We start from the raw sequence: 15,835 nt of genomic DNA, 5'->3' as shown, positions 1-15,835 counted from the left end.
CAGACGGCGAAAGCGCCAGGGATCTTCCGCGGGCGTACATATTTTGATACAACCCCTCATATATATAGTGAAGAGTTCTATAGAAAAGCAAAGTTGAAGGGGGAAAGTGTATGGAAGAGCGGCAAATGCCCAAGGCGCATAAACTCGTTGTAAATAACAGAAAGACAAGTATGGTCACAGGTGTCCTGGATGTTCTTTCTTTTGATTTAAATGAAATCCTGCTGGAGACGGAACAGGGCATGCTGATGGTTAAAGGAACCGATCTGCATGTGAACCGTCTCAGCGTAGAAAAGGGAGAAGTGGATCTGTCAGGCAATATCGACAGCATTGCATATTCCAGCGTAAATCAGGCCGGCCGGCAGAATGAAAATTTCTTTGCAAAACTGTTTAAGTAGGCACGCCTATGATGCTGGGAATCGGAAAAGAAGCGATTATATTTTTTTACGCGGGGCTGTCCGGGATAGTGATACTTTTCAGCTACCAGATACTCAGGTTGATGAGGCGTCTCATACCTCACCATATCGTGGTTGTAAATCTGGAAGATCTGCTGTATTGGCTTGGAGTGAGCGTGTATCTGTTCCGACAGATGTATATGACAACATTTGGTAGTATAAGGTGGTTCTTCATACTAGGTGTGGTATGCGGAATAGTGCTGGCGAATTTCATACTCTCAATTGCGAAAAAAATATACGGGAAAATGAAGAAAAGCCTTGAAAAAAGAAAGAAAAACCGATAGAATGAATTTATTAAGCAGGGGTGTTTAATAAGATGATAAGTTGGGTGAGTATGAATGGCAAATAAGAAATCTACAGGGACGCATCGGCGCAAAAGCCGTAAGCGGAGCTCTGGTTTTGGTTATCATCGGCGCAGTGCAGCCTTAATTACTATGATATTAGTATTACTGGGATGTGTGCTGACGGTGAATGCAGTGACCCTGCAGGCCAAGAACAAGAGCTATAAGCAACAGGAGGCAGAGCTGAAAGCTCAGATCAATGAGCAGAAAGAGCGCGCCGAAGAGATAAAAGAATACGAAGAGTATGTTAAGACAGACGAGTACATAAAAGAAGTTGCTGAAGAGAAGCTGGGTCTTGTTGACCCCAATGAGATTATATTTAAACCGGCTCAATAACAATACTACGAAAGATAAGCTCCAGGAGAATTCCTGGAGCTTTTGTCGTGGTATAGAATATTCCGGCGGATATACCGTATTGCCACAAGCCGGCGGGGGAGATGCGCAATACGGCAGATACCGCAGAGATTGGTTTCTGAAACGAAACTCATATTTATGTTTTACAGAAAATACGAAGAATAGGAGGGGAAAGCATGGAAGAAGGACAAGTATTACATTCCAGCCCCTATGTGGCCCAGATTGAAAAATTTGCAGATTCCCTGAAACAACTGTCCCACACATTTTTAAAACTGGAAGAAAAGAAAAAAACATTCAGCAGCGAAGAAATAGAAGAAATGTTCGAGAAAGTGAAAGGAAAAGTCTGCAAAAACTGTGAAAAGTGTTCCTGGTGCTGGGGAGAGAATTTTGTTCACACCTACCAGATGGGATACGAGATACTGTCGGCAGTGGACAGTTATGGCAATGAACTGAACACGGAGACAAAAAGAAAGCTGCAGCAAAGGTGTATTATGGCTCCCAGATTTCTGCGGGAGATGCTGGAGGCTTTCCATGAAGCGCGGCAGAATATGATCTGGATTAACAGGATTGCCCAGAGCCGGGAAGGGTGTGCCGTGCAGATGGATACATTTGCAGATATGATCCGCAGTACGGCAAAAGAGCTGGAGGACAGCATGTTTACGGACGAGCGTCTGGAGAAGAAGATCAGCGCGCACCTGAAACGGAAAGGAATACGGGTATTATACACGAACTTTTTTATGAACCGCGAAGGAAAGTATGAGGTGCATATAACCGCCCGGGCCATGCAGAATGAATGCGTCACAACAAAGGAGCTGGTCAGGGGCGTATCAGAAGTAATGGGGCGGCGGTTCGTATTGGACGGAGCCCACTGCCAGATGCTGGGGAGAGACTACACAACCGTAGTATGCATGGAAGGCCCCGCATTCTATACATTGCAGGGAGTTGCGCGGATTGGAAAAGGCTGTAGCCAGATATCAGGAGACAACTTCATGATGATGGAGCTGTCCGGAGGCCGTCAGGGAGTTGCCTTATCGGACGGCATGGGTTCCGGAGAAAAAGCGTGCCGTGAAAGTACGCTCGTAATTGAGCTTCTGGAGGAGCTGCTGGAAGCCGGATTTCCGGAAAAAACCGCCATCCAGATGATCAACACAACCTTGGTTATGGGGAGAGAAGAAATACATTTCTCCACAATAGATATGAGTGTATTTGACTTATACACAGGCACATGCGAATTAATAAAAGCAGGTGCGTCCTCCACCTTCATCAAAAAGAAGGACAAGGTAGAACACCTGAGTTCCACGAGTCTTCCAATCGGCGTACTGCACACCATAGAAATAGACTCCGTAAAACGTCAGCTGGAGGACGGCGATTTCGTCATCATGGTAACCGACGGCATCATGGATGCCCTCCCCGTAGGAGAGCAGGACATCCTGCTGGAGACAATCATACAGGGAACCGCCATGAATAACCCAAAAGAAATGGCACATCATATCCTCGAACAGGTACTGAACTGGAATGGGGACGCGGCGCCTATGGATGACATGACGGTCCTGGTAGTCGGCCTCTGGGAGTGCTAGGGGGCGAGCGGTATTAGGCGGAGGGGGGGCGCCTTGGGAAGCGGACATAGTGTCGTCTGGAAGCGGGGGATGACTGTAAGCTGGCGTAGTGTAAAAAAGCAGGAAAACCGGGGCAACCTGGACACATCACGGGAAGCCCTGATGGCTTCCCGCGTTGGGTCCAGGAATTTTTGTGATTCGGAATCACAAAAATTACCCCGGTTTTCCTGCTTTTTTACTTTACGCCAGCTAACAGCCATCCCACGCTTCTAGACGACACTATGTCCGCTTCCCAAGGCTTGGCGCATCCGGCCGTAATAGGCGCCCGCTTCGCGGGTTGCGCACGGACGGGGATGGCGGATGGCTGCAGCCTGCACGGGACGGTCCGGGCTGGGGCGGATTATTGCCGAGGGGTCAAGATGATTCACTGGCCCCGCCAGTGAATCCCCATCAAACTAATTTTCTTAGTAAAAGGATGAACATAGCCTGGCTGAAATGGGGAGGAGAATGCCGGGGAAGAAACGGGGAAGGGCACGGGAAGTGTAGAGCGCACGGTTTAGAAGTACTTACACCAAAGACACCGCCCGCGGGGGATGGGAAGTGATTTTCCAAAATCACTTCCCAGTACATCCTAAGGCGAGAAAGCATCAGGCTTTCTCGCTGCATGATGTACGTGCCCCCGCGGGCGGTGTCTTTGGCGTTAGTACTTCTCCGTAAGCGGGTCACTTCCCGTGCCCTTCCCCGTTTCTTCCCCGGCATCCTCCTCCCCATTTCAGCCAGGCGTACTCCCCCTTGCATTTCCCTCAAAAATTAGTTATAGTTTACTTATGGAAAAGGTTTTGGGGTTTATTGGGCGTTATCAGATGATTGTTAGTGGAGATAAGATTGTCGCAGGTATATCGGGCGGAGCGGATTCGGTATGCCTTCTTTTTGTGCTTCTGGAACTTCGTGAGGAGATGGGGATTGAGATTGTGGCTGTACATGTGAATCACGGGCTCCGCGGAGAGAATGCTAAGCGCGATGAGGTGTTTGTGCAGGAACTGTGCAGGAAACATGATGTAAAATGTGTGGTTTATCATGAAAATGTGGAATCAATTTCCAAAAAACGGAAACAATCTGTTGAGGAGGCCGGCCGTGTTGTGCGCAGGGAGGCTTTTGAGAGGACTTTGCTTGCGTGTGGGGGAACTAAAATTGCTATGGCTCATCATCAGAATGACAACGCGGAGACGCTCCTTATGAATCTGGCCCGGGGAACCGGGCTGAAAGGGCTTGGCGGGATTCAGCCTGTGGCGGGAAATATCATCCGTCCGCTGCTCTGCCTGAACCGCAGGGAGATCGAGCGGTTTGTGGAGGAGATTGGCTGCGGGTTCTGCCAGGATGAGACGAACGAGGAGGATGACTATACGAGAAACCGGCTGCGCCATCAGGTGATCCCTGTTCTGGAAGAACAAGTTAATGCGCAGGCCGTGCGCCATATGAATGAGGCGATGGAGCAGATACGCGGGCTGCAGGATTATATGGAGATGCAGACGGAGCAGGCTTATCAGGACTGCGCGGCCAAACAAAAGGACGGAGGCATTTGCATTTATGAAGCCGGATACCGGAAGCTTCACCGGGTGCTGCAGGGTCTTCTGATCAGAAGATGTTTGACTAGGGCCGCGGGCGCAGAAAGGGATATTACCATGGCGCATGTGGAAGCGGTGGCCGGACTGTTTGAGAAACAGACCGGCAGAAGCAGGGATCTGCCATATTCGGTGAAGGCCGTCAGGAATTATGACGGTGTTGTGCTGAAGAAGAAAACAGATGTGCAGAAAAAGGGTTTCTCCCCTATACAATTACGTGTACCAGGAATTACCCGGGTGCCGGAACTGAATCTGACGATATGCTGTAGTATACTGGAAAAATCGGTTGATTTTTCGGCAAAACAAGCACCCCAAAAAACCTACACGAAATGGTTTGACTATGATATAATAAAAGGTGACCTGATTATCAGGCCCAGACAGGGACGGGACAGCATCGTGATTGATAAAGACGGACGGAGCCAGAAGATCAAGTCCTATTTTATTAATGAGAAGATACCGTCCGAAGAGCGGGACTGCGTTCCGCTGATTGCAGATGAGAAGCAGATTATATGGATATTGGGGTATCGTATGAGCAGTGCCTGCCAGATAACCGTGCAGACGCACCGGGTGCTGGAGATAAAAGTAACGGAGGAAAAAAGTGATGTCAGAGAAGATTACGGTTTTAGTACCAGAAAAAGAAGTTGACGAAAGAATTGAATTTTTGGGGAAACAGATCAGCAAAGACTATGAAGGGCGGCAGGTGCACTTAATCTGCATCTTAAAGGGCGGCGCATTTTTTATGTGCGAGCTTGCCAAGAGGATTACCGTACCGGTATCCATCGATTATATGAGCGTAAGCAGCTATGGCAACAGAACATCATCCAGCGGAGTTGTACGTATTGCCAAAGACCTGGATGAGTCGATCGAGGGAAAGGATGTCCTGATTGTGGAGGATATCATTGATTCCGGAAGAACGTTGTACTATCTGATGGAAACTTTAAGACAGCGCCACCCAAAGAGCCTGCATCTGTGCACGCTTCTGGATAAGCCTGAAAGAAGAGAAAAAGACGTGAAAGTAGATTATGTAGGATTTGAGATACCGGACGAATTCGTAGTCGGCTATGGCTTGGACTACGCTCAGAAATATAGAAATCTGCCATATATAGGTGTGGTGGAAGGAGTAGAATAGGAAGGAGTACACACCATTGAACAACAAAAAGTATAAAAGCATGGGCGGTGCGACATTTCTTACATTTATTGTGATTGTCTTCCTTGCACTGTGGCTTACAAACAGATTCCAGGTGAAAGACCAGGAGATGACAAACCAACGCTTTGTACAGGAAGTAAAAGATAAAAATGTACAGGATGTTATCATTAAGCAGAATAAGACCGCTCCTACCGGTGTTGTGACCGTGACGCTTAAGGACAGCGGGGCTGTAAAACAAGTTACTACATCTGATGTAGAGAAGACGCAGGATATTTTAGATAAGGCGGGAATAGAGTATAAACTGCTGGATGTTCCCCAGGATTCATGGTTTACAACGATACTGGTACCGCTTCTGATCACATTTTTGGGAATCACGGTGATCTTTATGTTTATGAACCGTCAGGGGGGCGGGGCCAATGCCAAGGCGATGAATTTTGGCAAGAGCCGCGCGAAGATGACCACGGATACGGACAAAAAGGTGACATTTGCGGATGTGGCAGGTTTAAAAGAGGAAAAAGAGGAGCTGGAAGAGATCGTAGATTTCCTCAAGTCTCCTAAAAAATATATTCAGGTTGGTGCGAGAATTCCCAAGGGCGTTCTGCTTGAGGGACCTCCGGGAACCGGTAAGACGCTGCTTGCAAAAGCCGTTGCAGGGGAAGCAGGAGTTCCGTTTTTCAGCATCTCGGGTTCCGACTTTGTGGAGATGTTTGTCGGAGTCGGTGCATCCCGCGTGCGTGACCTGTTCCAGGATGCGAAGAAGAATTCCCCCTGTATTATTTTTATCGATGAGATTGATGCTGTTGCAAGGCGCAGGGGAAGCGGTCTGGGCGGCGGACACGATGAACGGGAGCAGACGCTGAACCAGCTGCTTGTGGAGATGGATGGTTTTGGTGTGAATGAAGGCATCATCGTGATGGCGGCAACCAACAGAAAAGATATTCTTGATCCTGCGATTCTAAGGCCGGGACGATTTGACAGGAATGTAATTGTTGGGCGCCCGGATGTGGGCGGACGCGAGGAGATCCTGAAAGTTCACGCAAAGAATAAACCGCTGGGAGACGACGTGGATCTGAAGCAGATTGCACAGACGACGGCTGGATTTACCGGCGCAGATCTGGAAAACCTGCTGAATGAAGCTGCCATCCTGTCTGCAAAAGAGGGACGCGTATTTCTACAGCAGTCCGATATCCGCCATGCTTTTATAAAAGTGGGAATCGGACCGGAGAAGAAGAGCCGTATAGTGTCAGATAAAGAGCGCAGGATTACAGCATACCACGAGGCCGGCCATGCGATTTTGTTCCATGTACTGCCGGATGTGGGGCCTGTCTACAGCGTATCTATTGTTCCGACAGGAGGAGCGGGCGGTTATACGATGCCTCTGCCGGAGAAAGACGATATGTTCAATACAAAGGGGCATATGCTCCAGGAGATTACCGTGTCACTTGGAGGCCGTGTGGCGGAAGAGGAAGTGTTTGATGATATCACCACAGGCGCATCACAGGATATCAAACAGGCAACGGCGATTGCCCGTTCCATGATTATGAAGTTTGGTATGTCTGAACGTCTGGGGCTGATCAACTATGATAACGACAGCGATGAAGTATTTATCGGCCGGGATTTTGGACACACATCAAGGGGCTACGGCGAGAAGGTAGCCAGCACGATTGATGAAGAAGTGAAGAGAATCATTGACGAATGCTATTTGAAAGCAAGATCTATTCTGAAGGAATACGATTCTGTATTACAGGCTTGCGCTAATTTGCTGTTGGAAAAAGAAAAAATTACGAGAAGTGAATTCGAAGCACTTTTTGGAGAGTAGAAGAGTAATGGGGCAAGTACTTCCAGAGGAGGGAGGGCTTGCCCCTAAGGAGGTTTTTTATGAATAAGGACGCACTATTTTGTGATGGAACGTCCAGCTATGTGATTCCTGCAGAGCCTGATGAGTATGAGAAAGTGAAGCTCAAGTTCAGAACGGCGAAGGATGATGCAGATGAAGTCTGTATTTTAACCAAGACTGGTGGGTATAAAATGAAGAAGACAGACTCCCGTGGGGAGTTTGATTATTATGAGATAGATTGGCAGCTGGGGAAAGACCCCTTTTCCTACAGCTTTGGGGTGAAAAAAGACGGGGAGACCTGCTATTATAACAGGTGCGGAGTGGCGAAGGAAATCGTGGATTTCTACGCCTTTGTTATAGTTCCGGGATTCTCTACGCCGGATTGGGCAAAAGGGGCTGTTATGTATCAGATCTTTGTTGACAGGTTCTGTAACGGCGATAAGTCCAACGATGTGGAGGACTGGGAATATATTTATATCGGGGAGCCGTGCCAGAAAGTTACGGATTGGGATCAGCTGCCTCAGGCCATGGATATCCGGAGATTTTACGGCGGGGATCTGCAGGGAGTCATGGATAAGCTGGATTACTTAGAGGATTTGGGCGTGGAGGTTATTTATTTTAATCCGCTGTTTGTCTCGCCGTCCAATCACAAATACGATATACAGGACTACGATTATATAGATCCACACTATGGGAAGCTGGCAAAAGACGGAGGGCTGGTTCTCCCTGAGTGGGCAGCGGATAATATTGAGGCCACCAAATACCAGAAGCGCACCGGTGATAAGGCAAACCTGGAGGCATCCAACCAGCTGTTTATCGATCTGGTGGAGGCTATGCACAGCCGGGGAATGCGTGTGATTCTGGACGGGGTATTCAATCACTGCGGTTCCTTTAACAAGTGGATGGACAAAGAACGGATCTACGAGCAGCAGGCGGGATATGAAAAAGGGGCGTTTGTCAGTGCGGAAAGCCCGTATCGCTCATTTTTCCATTTCTTTAATGAAAGCGACTCTGCCTGGCCGTACAATTATGCATATGACGGATGGTGGGGGCACGATACGCTGCCTAAATTGAACTACGAGGATTCTCCGCTGCTGGAGCAGTATATCATGGATATTGGGAAGAAGTGGGTTTCCCCTCCCTTTAATGTAGACGGCTGGCGTCTGGATGTAGCGGCAGACCTTGGGTACAGCAATGAGTATAACCACATGTTCTGGAAACGGTTCAGGCAGGAAGTGAAGAAGGCCAGGCCGGATGCGCTGATTCTTGCGGAGCATTACGGCGATCCTACGGAATGGCTGCAGGGGGATGAGTGGGACAGCGTTATGAATTATGACGCATTTATGGAACCGGTAACATGGTTTTTGACCGGAATGGAGAAGCACAGCGATGAGCGGAGGACGGATCTCTGGGGCAATGGAGACAATTTTGTGAAAACAATGCGGCATTTTATGGCGACTATGCTGACACCGTCGCTGCAGGTTGCGATGAACGAACTGTCCAACCACGATCATTCCCGTTTTCTGACCCGGACCAACCACATTGTCGGAAGAGTGGAGCATTTAGGCTCAAGAGCAGCGGAGGAAGGGGTCAACCATGCGGTTATGCGGGAAGCAGTTGTGATCCAGATGACATGGATCGGTGCGCCTACCATATATTACGGGGATGAGGCGGGCCTTTGCGGATTTACGGACCCGGATAACAGACGGACATATCCATGGGGAAAAGAAGACCGTCAGATGCTGGAATTCCATAAGGAAATGATCCGCATTCATAAGAGCGAGAAGCCTCTGAGGCAGGGTTCGCTGCGGATGCTGTACTGGGCGGATAATATACTGGCGTACGGCAGATTTCAGGGGGATGAGCAGATTGTGGTAGTCCTCAATAACAGCAAAGAGCTGCGGGAAGTGACGGTACCGGTCTGGATGGCGGAAGTGCCCGTGACGGGCAGGATGGAACGCCTGCTTTACAGTTACGAAGAGGGCTATACGGTGGAGCCGGATGTTTATCTGATCCACAGCGGGGAGGTCGTGCTGAATATGGGACGGCATTCAGCGCTTGTTATGAGAACAAAACGTGAAGATTAAAACGAAAGGATGTTTATGAAACAACTTTATACCAAGTGGGGAAGGGAACTTGACAGGGAGCATGTGCTGGAGGAGTATCCGAGGCCCCTTATGGTAAGGGACAGCTATATAAATCTTAACGGGGAATGGGAATACGCTTTTACAAAAGCTTTTTCCAGGCCTTCGGAATATGACGGACATATCCTGGTGCCTTTTTCTCCGGAATGTGTTCTGTCCGGTGTGGGGAGGCAGCTTCAGCCGAATGAATATCTTTGGTACCGGAGAACCTTTGCTATGCCGCAGCCGGATGACTGCCGGGTTAGCGAAGAGACAAAAAACGGCGGGAAGGGCGGTAGACGGCTGCTTCATTTTGGAGCGGTGGATCAGTCCTGTGTAGTTTTTGTTAACGGCAGGAGGGCGGCGCGGCATACAGGCGGTTATCTGCCTTTTGAGGCGGATATCACGGCATATTTAAAGCCGGGAGAAAATGAAATCGTGCTGGCCGTGAAGGATCTGAGCGATACTTCCTACCACGCCAGGGGAAAGCAGAAGCTGGACAGAGGCGGCATGTTCTACACGGCGCAGAGCGGGATCTGGCAGACCGTTTGGATGGAGGACGTGCCAGAACAGTATATACAGAGTATTCATGCGGAACCGGATTTTGACGGAGGAAAGGTGCGGATTACGGTGGAGGCAAATGCGCATATTCCGGTTGAAATCCGTGTCAGGAAGCCAGGGGTATATAGCAGTCCTATGTGCGCGCCCGTCGACGTGGCAGATGGGAAAACCCAGGAAATACAGGATTGGAGCAGTGCGCAGGGGATGCCGGGAGAGGGCATCGAGGTTTCTCTGCCCGCGGTATGTCCGTGGACGTGTGAGGAGCCTTTTCTCTACTATTTTACAGTGGAATTGGGGGAGGACAGGGCAGAGAGTTATTTTGCCATGCGTACGTTTACGATTGAGCCTGACCGGACCGGATGCCCCAGAATCTGCCTGAACCATAAGGTGCAGTTCCAGAAAGGCGTGCTGGATCAGGGGTACTGGCCGGACGGACTTTACACGGCGCCATCCGACCAGGCGATTATATTCGATATACAGTCTATGAAGGATATGGGCTTCAATATGATACGCAAACATATTAAGATTGAACCTCAGAGATGGTATTATCACTGTGATCGGCTGGGGATGGTTGTGTGGCAGGATATGGTGAATGGGGGCGGAAAGTATAAACCGTGGTTCGTGACTTATGCAGCCACCATATTGTCCTGGAGGAGCCGGAGGATCAGGGATGTGTACACCAGGCTACTGGCCAGAGAAAAAAAGAAGGGCGCCTGGAATTTATAAAGGAGATGAAAGAGACGGCAGAGCGGCTGAAGGGGCACCCAAGCATTGCCGTATGGGTGATATTCAATGAAGGATGGGGGCAGTTCCAGACTGAGGATATGACGCAGATTTTGAGAAAATCAGATCCCTCCCGACTGATCGACCAAGCCAGCGGATGGTTCGACCAAGGAGGTGGAGACTTACAGAGTCTGCACAATTATTTTTTTAAGCTTCGGATAAAACCGGAGGAGAGAAGGGCTGCGGTTCTGTCTGAATACGGCGGATATTCGATGAGACAGGAGGGCCACAGCACCTGCCTGACTCAGTATGGGTATGGAATATATACGGATAGAGGAAAGCTCAACCGGGCGTATAAAAAGCTGGAAAAAGAGGTAGAAGCGTTGATACCCGAAGGACTGTGTGCAAGTGTCTATACACAACTTTCGGATGTGGAAGAAGAAGTGAATGGGATATTTACGTATGATCGTGAGGTTAAGAAGATAGGGGCACGCTCTATATAAGTGCAAAACATATTTGTGGTCTATTGTGTTTTGGAAAATAAAATGTCTGGTTAAGAAATATAGCATGTGAAAATTGTTTTCATATTAGAAATAATGTACAAGGGAATATCACGAAGAAACATTCGTGCGATATTCCCTTGTTTGTCATTTTTGAGACTTTTTTAGAAATTAAGGCATTGAGATTGTGTTAAAAGAGGGAAAAACAGGGGGATTGTCTGGCTAATAAATCTAAGTCGTGAAATAAAATTTCCAAAGAGAGAGAAAAAATATTTCATGAGATATTGTTAAATATATAACGAAATTGTAAATAATACACAAAAATAAAGTAATCAATCTGCTTAATATTGACTTATTGTGAAATAGTGGTAAAATAAAATTACACAATATAACAGCCGAACATGCATGATGAAAGAAAGCTGGCACTAAAAGAAATGAAACCCAGCAGTTCATGAAAATAAATTACATGCATAGAGGCGCAAATATTAAAGGAGGAGTCATTATGAAACTGAGTACGATCATGAAAAAGGGGCTTGCCGTTGGTATGATGGGCATTATGGTGGTAAGTCTGGCAGCATGCGGCGGAGGCAAGGAAGAAGCAAAAACAGATGCCAAGACAGAAGCAAAAGCTGATGAAGGCGGATCCGACGCTAAAAGTGATGTGACACTGAAGTTCCAGCAGTGGTGGGGGGCAGAGCTCCCGGACGGATATTTGGATGATATATGTGCCAAATATGAAGAAGAGACAGGTGTGAAAGTAGAATTATTAACAGCACCCTGGGCCGACACCAAGACAGCGATTACAGCAGGCGCAACGAACGGCACCATCGCAGATATTATCAGTGTAGACGGCGCATGGCTTTCAGAATTTGTTGATATGGGTATTTTGACTGCTGCTGAAGACGCTGGCGTAGACAGCAGTCTTGCAAGCGATACATGGAAAGTTGACGGCACCAGCTATGTTGTCCCGGTTCTGAATTTTGCATATCCAATGTATGTGAACATGGACATCCTGAAGGAGGCCGGAGTTGAAGCGATTCCAACTACATGGACCGAGCTGAGAGATGCCTGCAAGAAGATTACAGCAGCAGGAAAATCCGCATTTGCATTGAACCTGGGTACAACAAACGCAAACGGTATCCAGAATGTCTTCATGGGAACCGGCTGGGGATCAGGAATCAGCCTGAAGGACGACAGCGGCGCGTACAAGACAAAAGACAACGCGGATCTGGCGGCACTTGCTGAGATGTTCAAAGGACTTTATGACGACGGTTCCTTATATCCAGGTATGAGCACATTGGAAGAATCCGAGATGACAAGTAACTTTGCAGCGGGCAACTGTGCATTTACAGTAGCATCTGCAGCTACTATGAGCCAGTTTACGGACATCAATTTTGAAGCTACTACGATTCCGGTAAAAGATGATTACAAAGACCAGAGCGGTATCTGCTATGCCAGCTGGGCTGTAGGTATTACAGAAAACAGTGAAAATAAGGAAGAAGCAGCTAAATTTGTAAACTACCTGCTTGGCGGTATGGATGGAAAAGATGGTTCCGCATCTGCAGGACTGGCAGCTACTATGTCAGCATTCCCGAACAGTACGGTTGCTGAGCCGGATTACAGCGAAGCGCCAAAACAGTTCCAGTCTTACTATGAGTTATATAAGAAGAACTATGTAATTAATGAATTCATTGGCCTTCCTAACGCATCAGATGTTATGACTTCTATGACAAACGATCTGACTACATATCTTGAGGGTGAAATTGACAGCGCTACACTGCTTTCAAATTGGCAGGGGTACCTTGACGAAGCAGGAAAGTAAATAACTTAAAGGTAAATAAGAGTGGGGAGCAGGGGGGAATTCCCTGCCCCCCATTTCTAAAAAGAGGTTTTAACTTTTTTATAAAAGATTTTTGCGTATGAAGTTAGAACAGGATAATAGGAGGGACTGATTTTGAAGTTAACAGCAAAAAAAACTGCACCATACAGATATCTTGCCCCAACAATACTATTAATGATTGTTTTTATGGTTATCCCTATCTGCATGGTAATCGGTTACTCTTTTGTGGATGGGGCTGTCGTCTCAAAGAATCCGGATTTTGTCGGATTGGCAAATTATAAGGCCATATTTGCAGACAGCGAGTATTTAGGCGCAATATCGAACACCATCATCTTTGTGGTGGTAAGCGTTGTTGCACATTTGGTTCTGGGTATGTTATTTGCGATGCTGCTGAATACCAAATATTTTGGGACCAGAACCAAAACAATTGCCCGTGTTATTTATATTCTTCCGTGGGTATTTACGGCATCAGTTGTTGCGATTCTGTGGAAGTTAATGTTACAGCCATCGGGTATTGTTAACTATCTTCTGTCCGTTTTTCCGCAGATATCCCAAAATACGGAGTGGCTGAGTAATAGAGAGCTCGCGTTGGCGGTGATCTGCTTTATCAACATCTGGTGCGGCTATCCGTTTTATATGATTAGTATTCTTGCAGGCCTGCAGGGAATTTCCGGGGATTTGTATGAGAGTGCGGCAATTGACGGGGCAACAGGTGTTAAGAGTTTTCTGCATATTACCATACCACAATTGAAACCAATTTTGATTAGTATCGCAATGTTGGATTTTATCTGGACGCTGCAGTCCTTCAATGTTATCTGGATGTTGACAGGCGGCGGCCCGGTAAATGCAACAGAGACGGTGAGTATATATATTTACAAAAAAGCGTTCCAGAAGGTTGATTATAGTATGGCGGCAACGGCAGCCACAATATTGCTTGTAGTCTGCATATTCGTTGCAATCTTCTATGTGAAACAGCAGAAGAAAGTGAGGGAATAGGAGATGGTTGGAAGTTATAAAAAATCGACGAAGGTCATAGTTTCTATTCTTTTGGTTTTGGGAGGTTTATTTTCGGCATTTCCGATCTTGTGGATGATCTGCTCTTCACTGAAATCCAATTCGGCTATTTTTTCGTGGCCGCCCAAATTTATTGACTCATCAGCCAGTTTAGCGTCCTACATAGCAGTGCTGACGGATTCCACGAAGGTAAGATTCTTCATTAACAGTTATATTGTAGCGGGCTGCGTAGTTCTGCTGACATTGTTTGTGGGAATACTTGCGGCATATGCATTCAGCAGGTTTGATTTTCCGGGAAAAGAGATTTTTAATTCCCTGATAGTCAGCGTACAGTCGATTCCGCCGATTGTACTGCTGATTCCGTACATGGGCATGATTGTTGCAATGAAGCTTTTTAATACATATCTGGCATTGATTCTAACCTATTTGATTACGACACTGCCGTACTGTATCCTGATGATGACGGGTTATTTTAATACCTTGTCCAAGGAGCTGGATGAGGCGGTAATGATTGACGGCGGGTCCAGATGGAAAGCTCTTTGGTCTGTATTAGTGCCCATCTCGATACCTGGAATGGTCTCTGTAGGGATGTACACCTTTATGCAGGCGTGGAATGAATATCTGTTTGCGCTGGCATTGACACAGACAACGGAAATGCGTACGGTTCCGATCGGGATCAACTTATTGATGGGACAGCATGCATATGACTGGAGCCAGATGATGGCTATGAGCGTACTCGGATCCATACCGGTACTGATTCTGTTTATCTTTTTCCAGAAATACTTTATTGCCGGCATGTCTTCCGGCGGTGTAAAGGGCTAATGGAAAATGGATATATTATATTAATTTGAAGAAAAGAGGAGAATGACTATGTTAATGAACATGAAAGAATTACTTGCTGTAGCGAATGAAAATCATTTTGCCGTACCTGCATTTAACATTAGCGACTATAATATGTTTAACGGCATCATGGAGGCGTCTGAGGAGAAGGATGCACCTGTGATTATTGCGATACATCCGGATGAATTAAGCCATATCTCAACGGAGATGGTGAAGGGAATTGTAGAGAGAATACATAATTCTTCCATACCGGCGGTTATCCATCTGGATCACGGCGGAACTTTCGATCAGGTAATTACGGCAATCCGCGCAGGATTTACCTCTGTTATGATCGATGCTTCCAGCCAGCCCTACGAAGGAAATGTTGCAACATGCCAGAAAGTCTGCGAGGCCGCACATGCGGTGAATGTATCCGTAGAAGGTGAACTTGGCACCATTGGAAATACGGATTCCGTAGAGACAACGGCACCTGATGAGATCTTATATACAGACCCGATGCAGGCAAAGGATTTTATTGAAAAGACAGGAATTGACTGTCTGGCAATTGCGATTGGAACATGCCATGGCATTTATCCGAAAGATATGAAACCGGAACTTCGTATTGATATTCTGGATGAAATTAAAAAAGTAGTGGATGTACCGCTTGTACTTCACGGCGGATCTTCTAACAAAGATTCGGAAATCGCAAAATCTGTAGAGCACGGCGTGAATAAGATCAATATTTCCAGCGATATTAAGGCGGCTTATTATGAGAAAATGAGAGAGGTTCTTCAGGATGCATCTCTGCGCGAGCCAAACCAGATTCAGCCGATCTGTGTGGAAGCGATGAAGAAAGTGGCTTTTGATAAGATTGACCTGTTCCAGGCAGCAGGCAAGGCATCATTATACTAAAAAGTTATCCGTTTCAGGATAATTTATGAAAGAA

At 47.1% G+C, this 15,835-nt stretch carries 14 protein-coding genes; all 14 read left to right on the top strand.

Annotated features, from left to right (window positions below):
- The first annotated feature begins 110 nt into the window (after window positions 1–110).
- Window positions 111–395 (top strand): sporulation protein YabP, encoded by a 285-nt coding sequence (yabP, locus tag ARB69_RS07100; protein ID WP_025653684.1) that lies wholly within the window; start codon window positions 111–113, stop codon window positions 393–395.
- An 8-nt stretch (window positions 396–403) separates the two neighbouring features.
- A complete protein-coding gene (gene yabQ / locus ARB69_RS07095) occupies window positions 404–736 on the top strand; it encodes a spore cortex biosynthesis protein YabQ (RefSeq protein WP_055152265.1) in 333 nt (110 codons plus the stop codon).
- 150 nt (window positions 737–886) lie between these two features.
- Window positions 887–1,129 carry an FtsB family cell division protein gene (locus ARB69_RS07090; protein ID WP_330377552.1) on the top strand — a complete coding sequence of 81 codons (243 nt, stop codon included), beginning with the start codon at window positions 887–889 and terminating at the stop codon, window positions 1,127–1,129.
- Between the two features lie 194 nt (window positions 1,130–1,323).
- A complete protein-coding gene (locus ARB69_RS07085) occupies window positions 1,324–2,724 on the top strand; it encodes a SpoIIE family protein phosphatase (RefSeq protein WP_025653681.1) in 1,401 nt (466 codons plus the stop codon).
- Window positions 2,725–3,566: 842 nt separating this feature from the next.
- The gene (tilS, locus tag ARB69_RS07080; RefSeq protein ID WP_242857547.1) at window positions 3,567–4,970 is read left to right on the top strand and encodes a tRNA lysidine(34) synthetase TilS; all 1,404 of its coding nucleotides are present in this window, start codon (window positions 3,567–3,569) and stop codon (window positions 4,968–4,970) included.
- Window positions 4,927–5,454, top strand: a complete 528-nt coding sequence (gene hpt / locus ARB69_RS07075) for a hypoxanthine phosphoribosyltransferase (RefSeq protein ID WP_050639046.1) — start codon at window positions 4,927–4,929, stop codon at window positions 5,452–5,454. The genes tilS and hpt overlap by 44 nt, the downstream gene beginning before the upstream one ends.
- 40 nt (window positions 5,455–5,494) lie before the next feature.
- On the top strand, window positions 5,495–7,291 hold the full coding sequence (ftsH, locus tag ARB69_RS07070; RefSeq protein ID WP_173020082.1) for an ATP-dependent zinc metalloprotease FtsH: 1,797 nt from the start codon (window positions 5,495–5,497) through the stop codon (window positions 7,289–7,291).
- 59 nt (window positions 7,292–7,350) lie between these two features.
- The gene (locus tag ARB69_RS07065) at window positions 7,351–9,396 is read left to right on the top strand and encodes a glycoside hydrolase family 13 protein (protein WP_050639044.1); all 2,046 of its coding nucleotides are present in this window, start codon (window positions 7,351–7,353) and stop codon (window positions 9,394–9,396) included.
- Window positions 9,397–9,411: 15 nt separating this feature from the next.
- Window positions 9,412–10,719: a glycoside hydrolase family 2 protein gene (locus ARB69_RS07060; protein WP_330377551.1), complete on the top strand. Its 1,308-nt coding sequence runs from the start codon at window positions 9,412–9,414 to the stop codon at window positions 10,717–10,719.
- A gap of 5 nt (window positions 10,720–10,724) precedes the next feature.
- Window positions 10,725–11,219 (top strand): glycoside hydrolase family 2 TIM barrel-domain containing protein, encoded by a 495-nt coding sequence (locus ARB69_RS28035; protein ID WP_330377550.1) that lies wholly within the window; start codon window positions 10,725–10,727, stop codon window positions 11,217–11,219.
- A 499-nt stretch (window positions 11,220–11,718) separates the two neighbouring features.
- The gene (locus tag ARB69_RS07055) at window positions 11,719–13,038 is read left to right on the top strand and encodes an ABC transporter substrate-binding protein (RefSeq protein WP_050639042.1); all 1,320 of its coding nucleotides are present in this window, start codon (window positions 11,719–11,721) and stop codon (window positions 13,036–13,038) included.
- A gap of 132 nt (window positions 13,039–13,170) precedes the next feature.
- The gene (locus tag ARB69_RS07050; RefSeq protein WP_055152261.1) at window positions 13,171–14,052 is read left to right on the top strand and encodes a carbohydrate ABC transporter permease; all 882 of its coding nucleotides are present in this window, start codon (window positions 13,171–13,173) and stop codon (window positions 14,050–14,052) included.
- A gap of 3 nt (window positions 14,053–14,055) precedes the next feature.
- Window positions 14,056–14,892, top strand: coding sequence for a carbohydrate ABC transporter permease (locus tag ARB69_RS07045; RefSeq protein ID WP_055152260.1), 837 nt, complete (start codon window positions 14,056–14,058; stop codon window positions 14,890–14,892).
- Between the two features lie 48 nt (window positions 14,893–14,940).
- On the top strand, window positions 14,941–15,801 hold the full coding sequence (locus tag ARB69_RS07040; protein ID WP_050639039.1) for a ketose-bisphosphate aldolase: 861 nt from the start codon (window positions 14,941–14,943) through the stop codon (window positions 15,799–15,801).
- Window positions 15,802–15,835 lie beyond the last annotated feature (34 nt).

The sequence above is a fragment of the Faecalicatena contorta genome (genome assembly GCF_001404335.1).
Lineage (GTDB): Bacteria > Bacillota > Clostridia > Lachnospirales > Lachnospiraceae > Faecalicatena > Faecalicatena contortus_B.
Note: the sequence above shows the minus strand (reverse complement) of the source record. Positions and strands in the feature narration are given on the sequence as shown.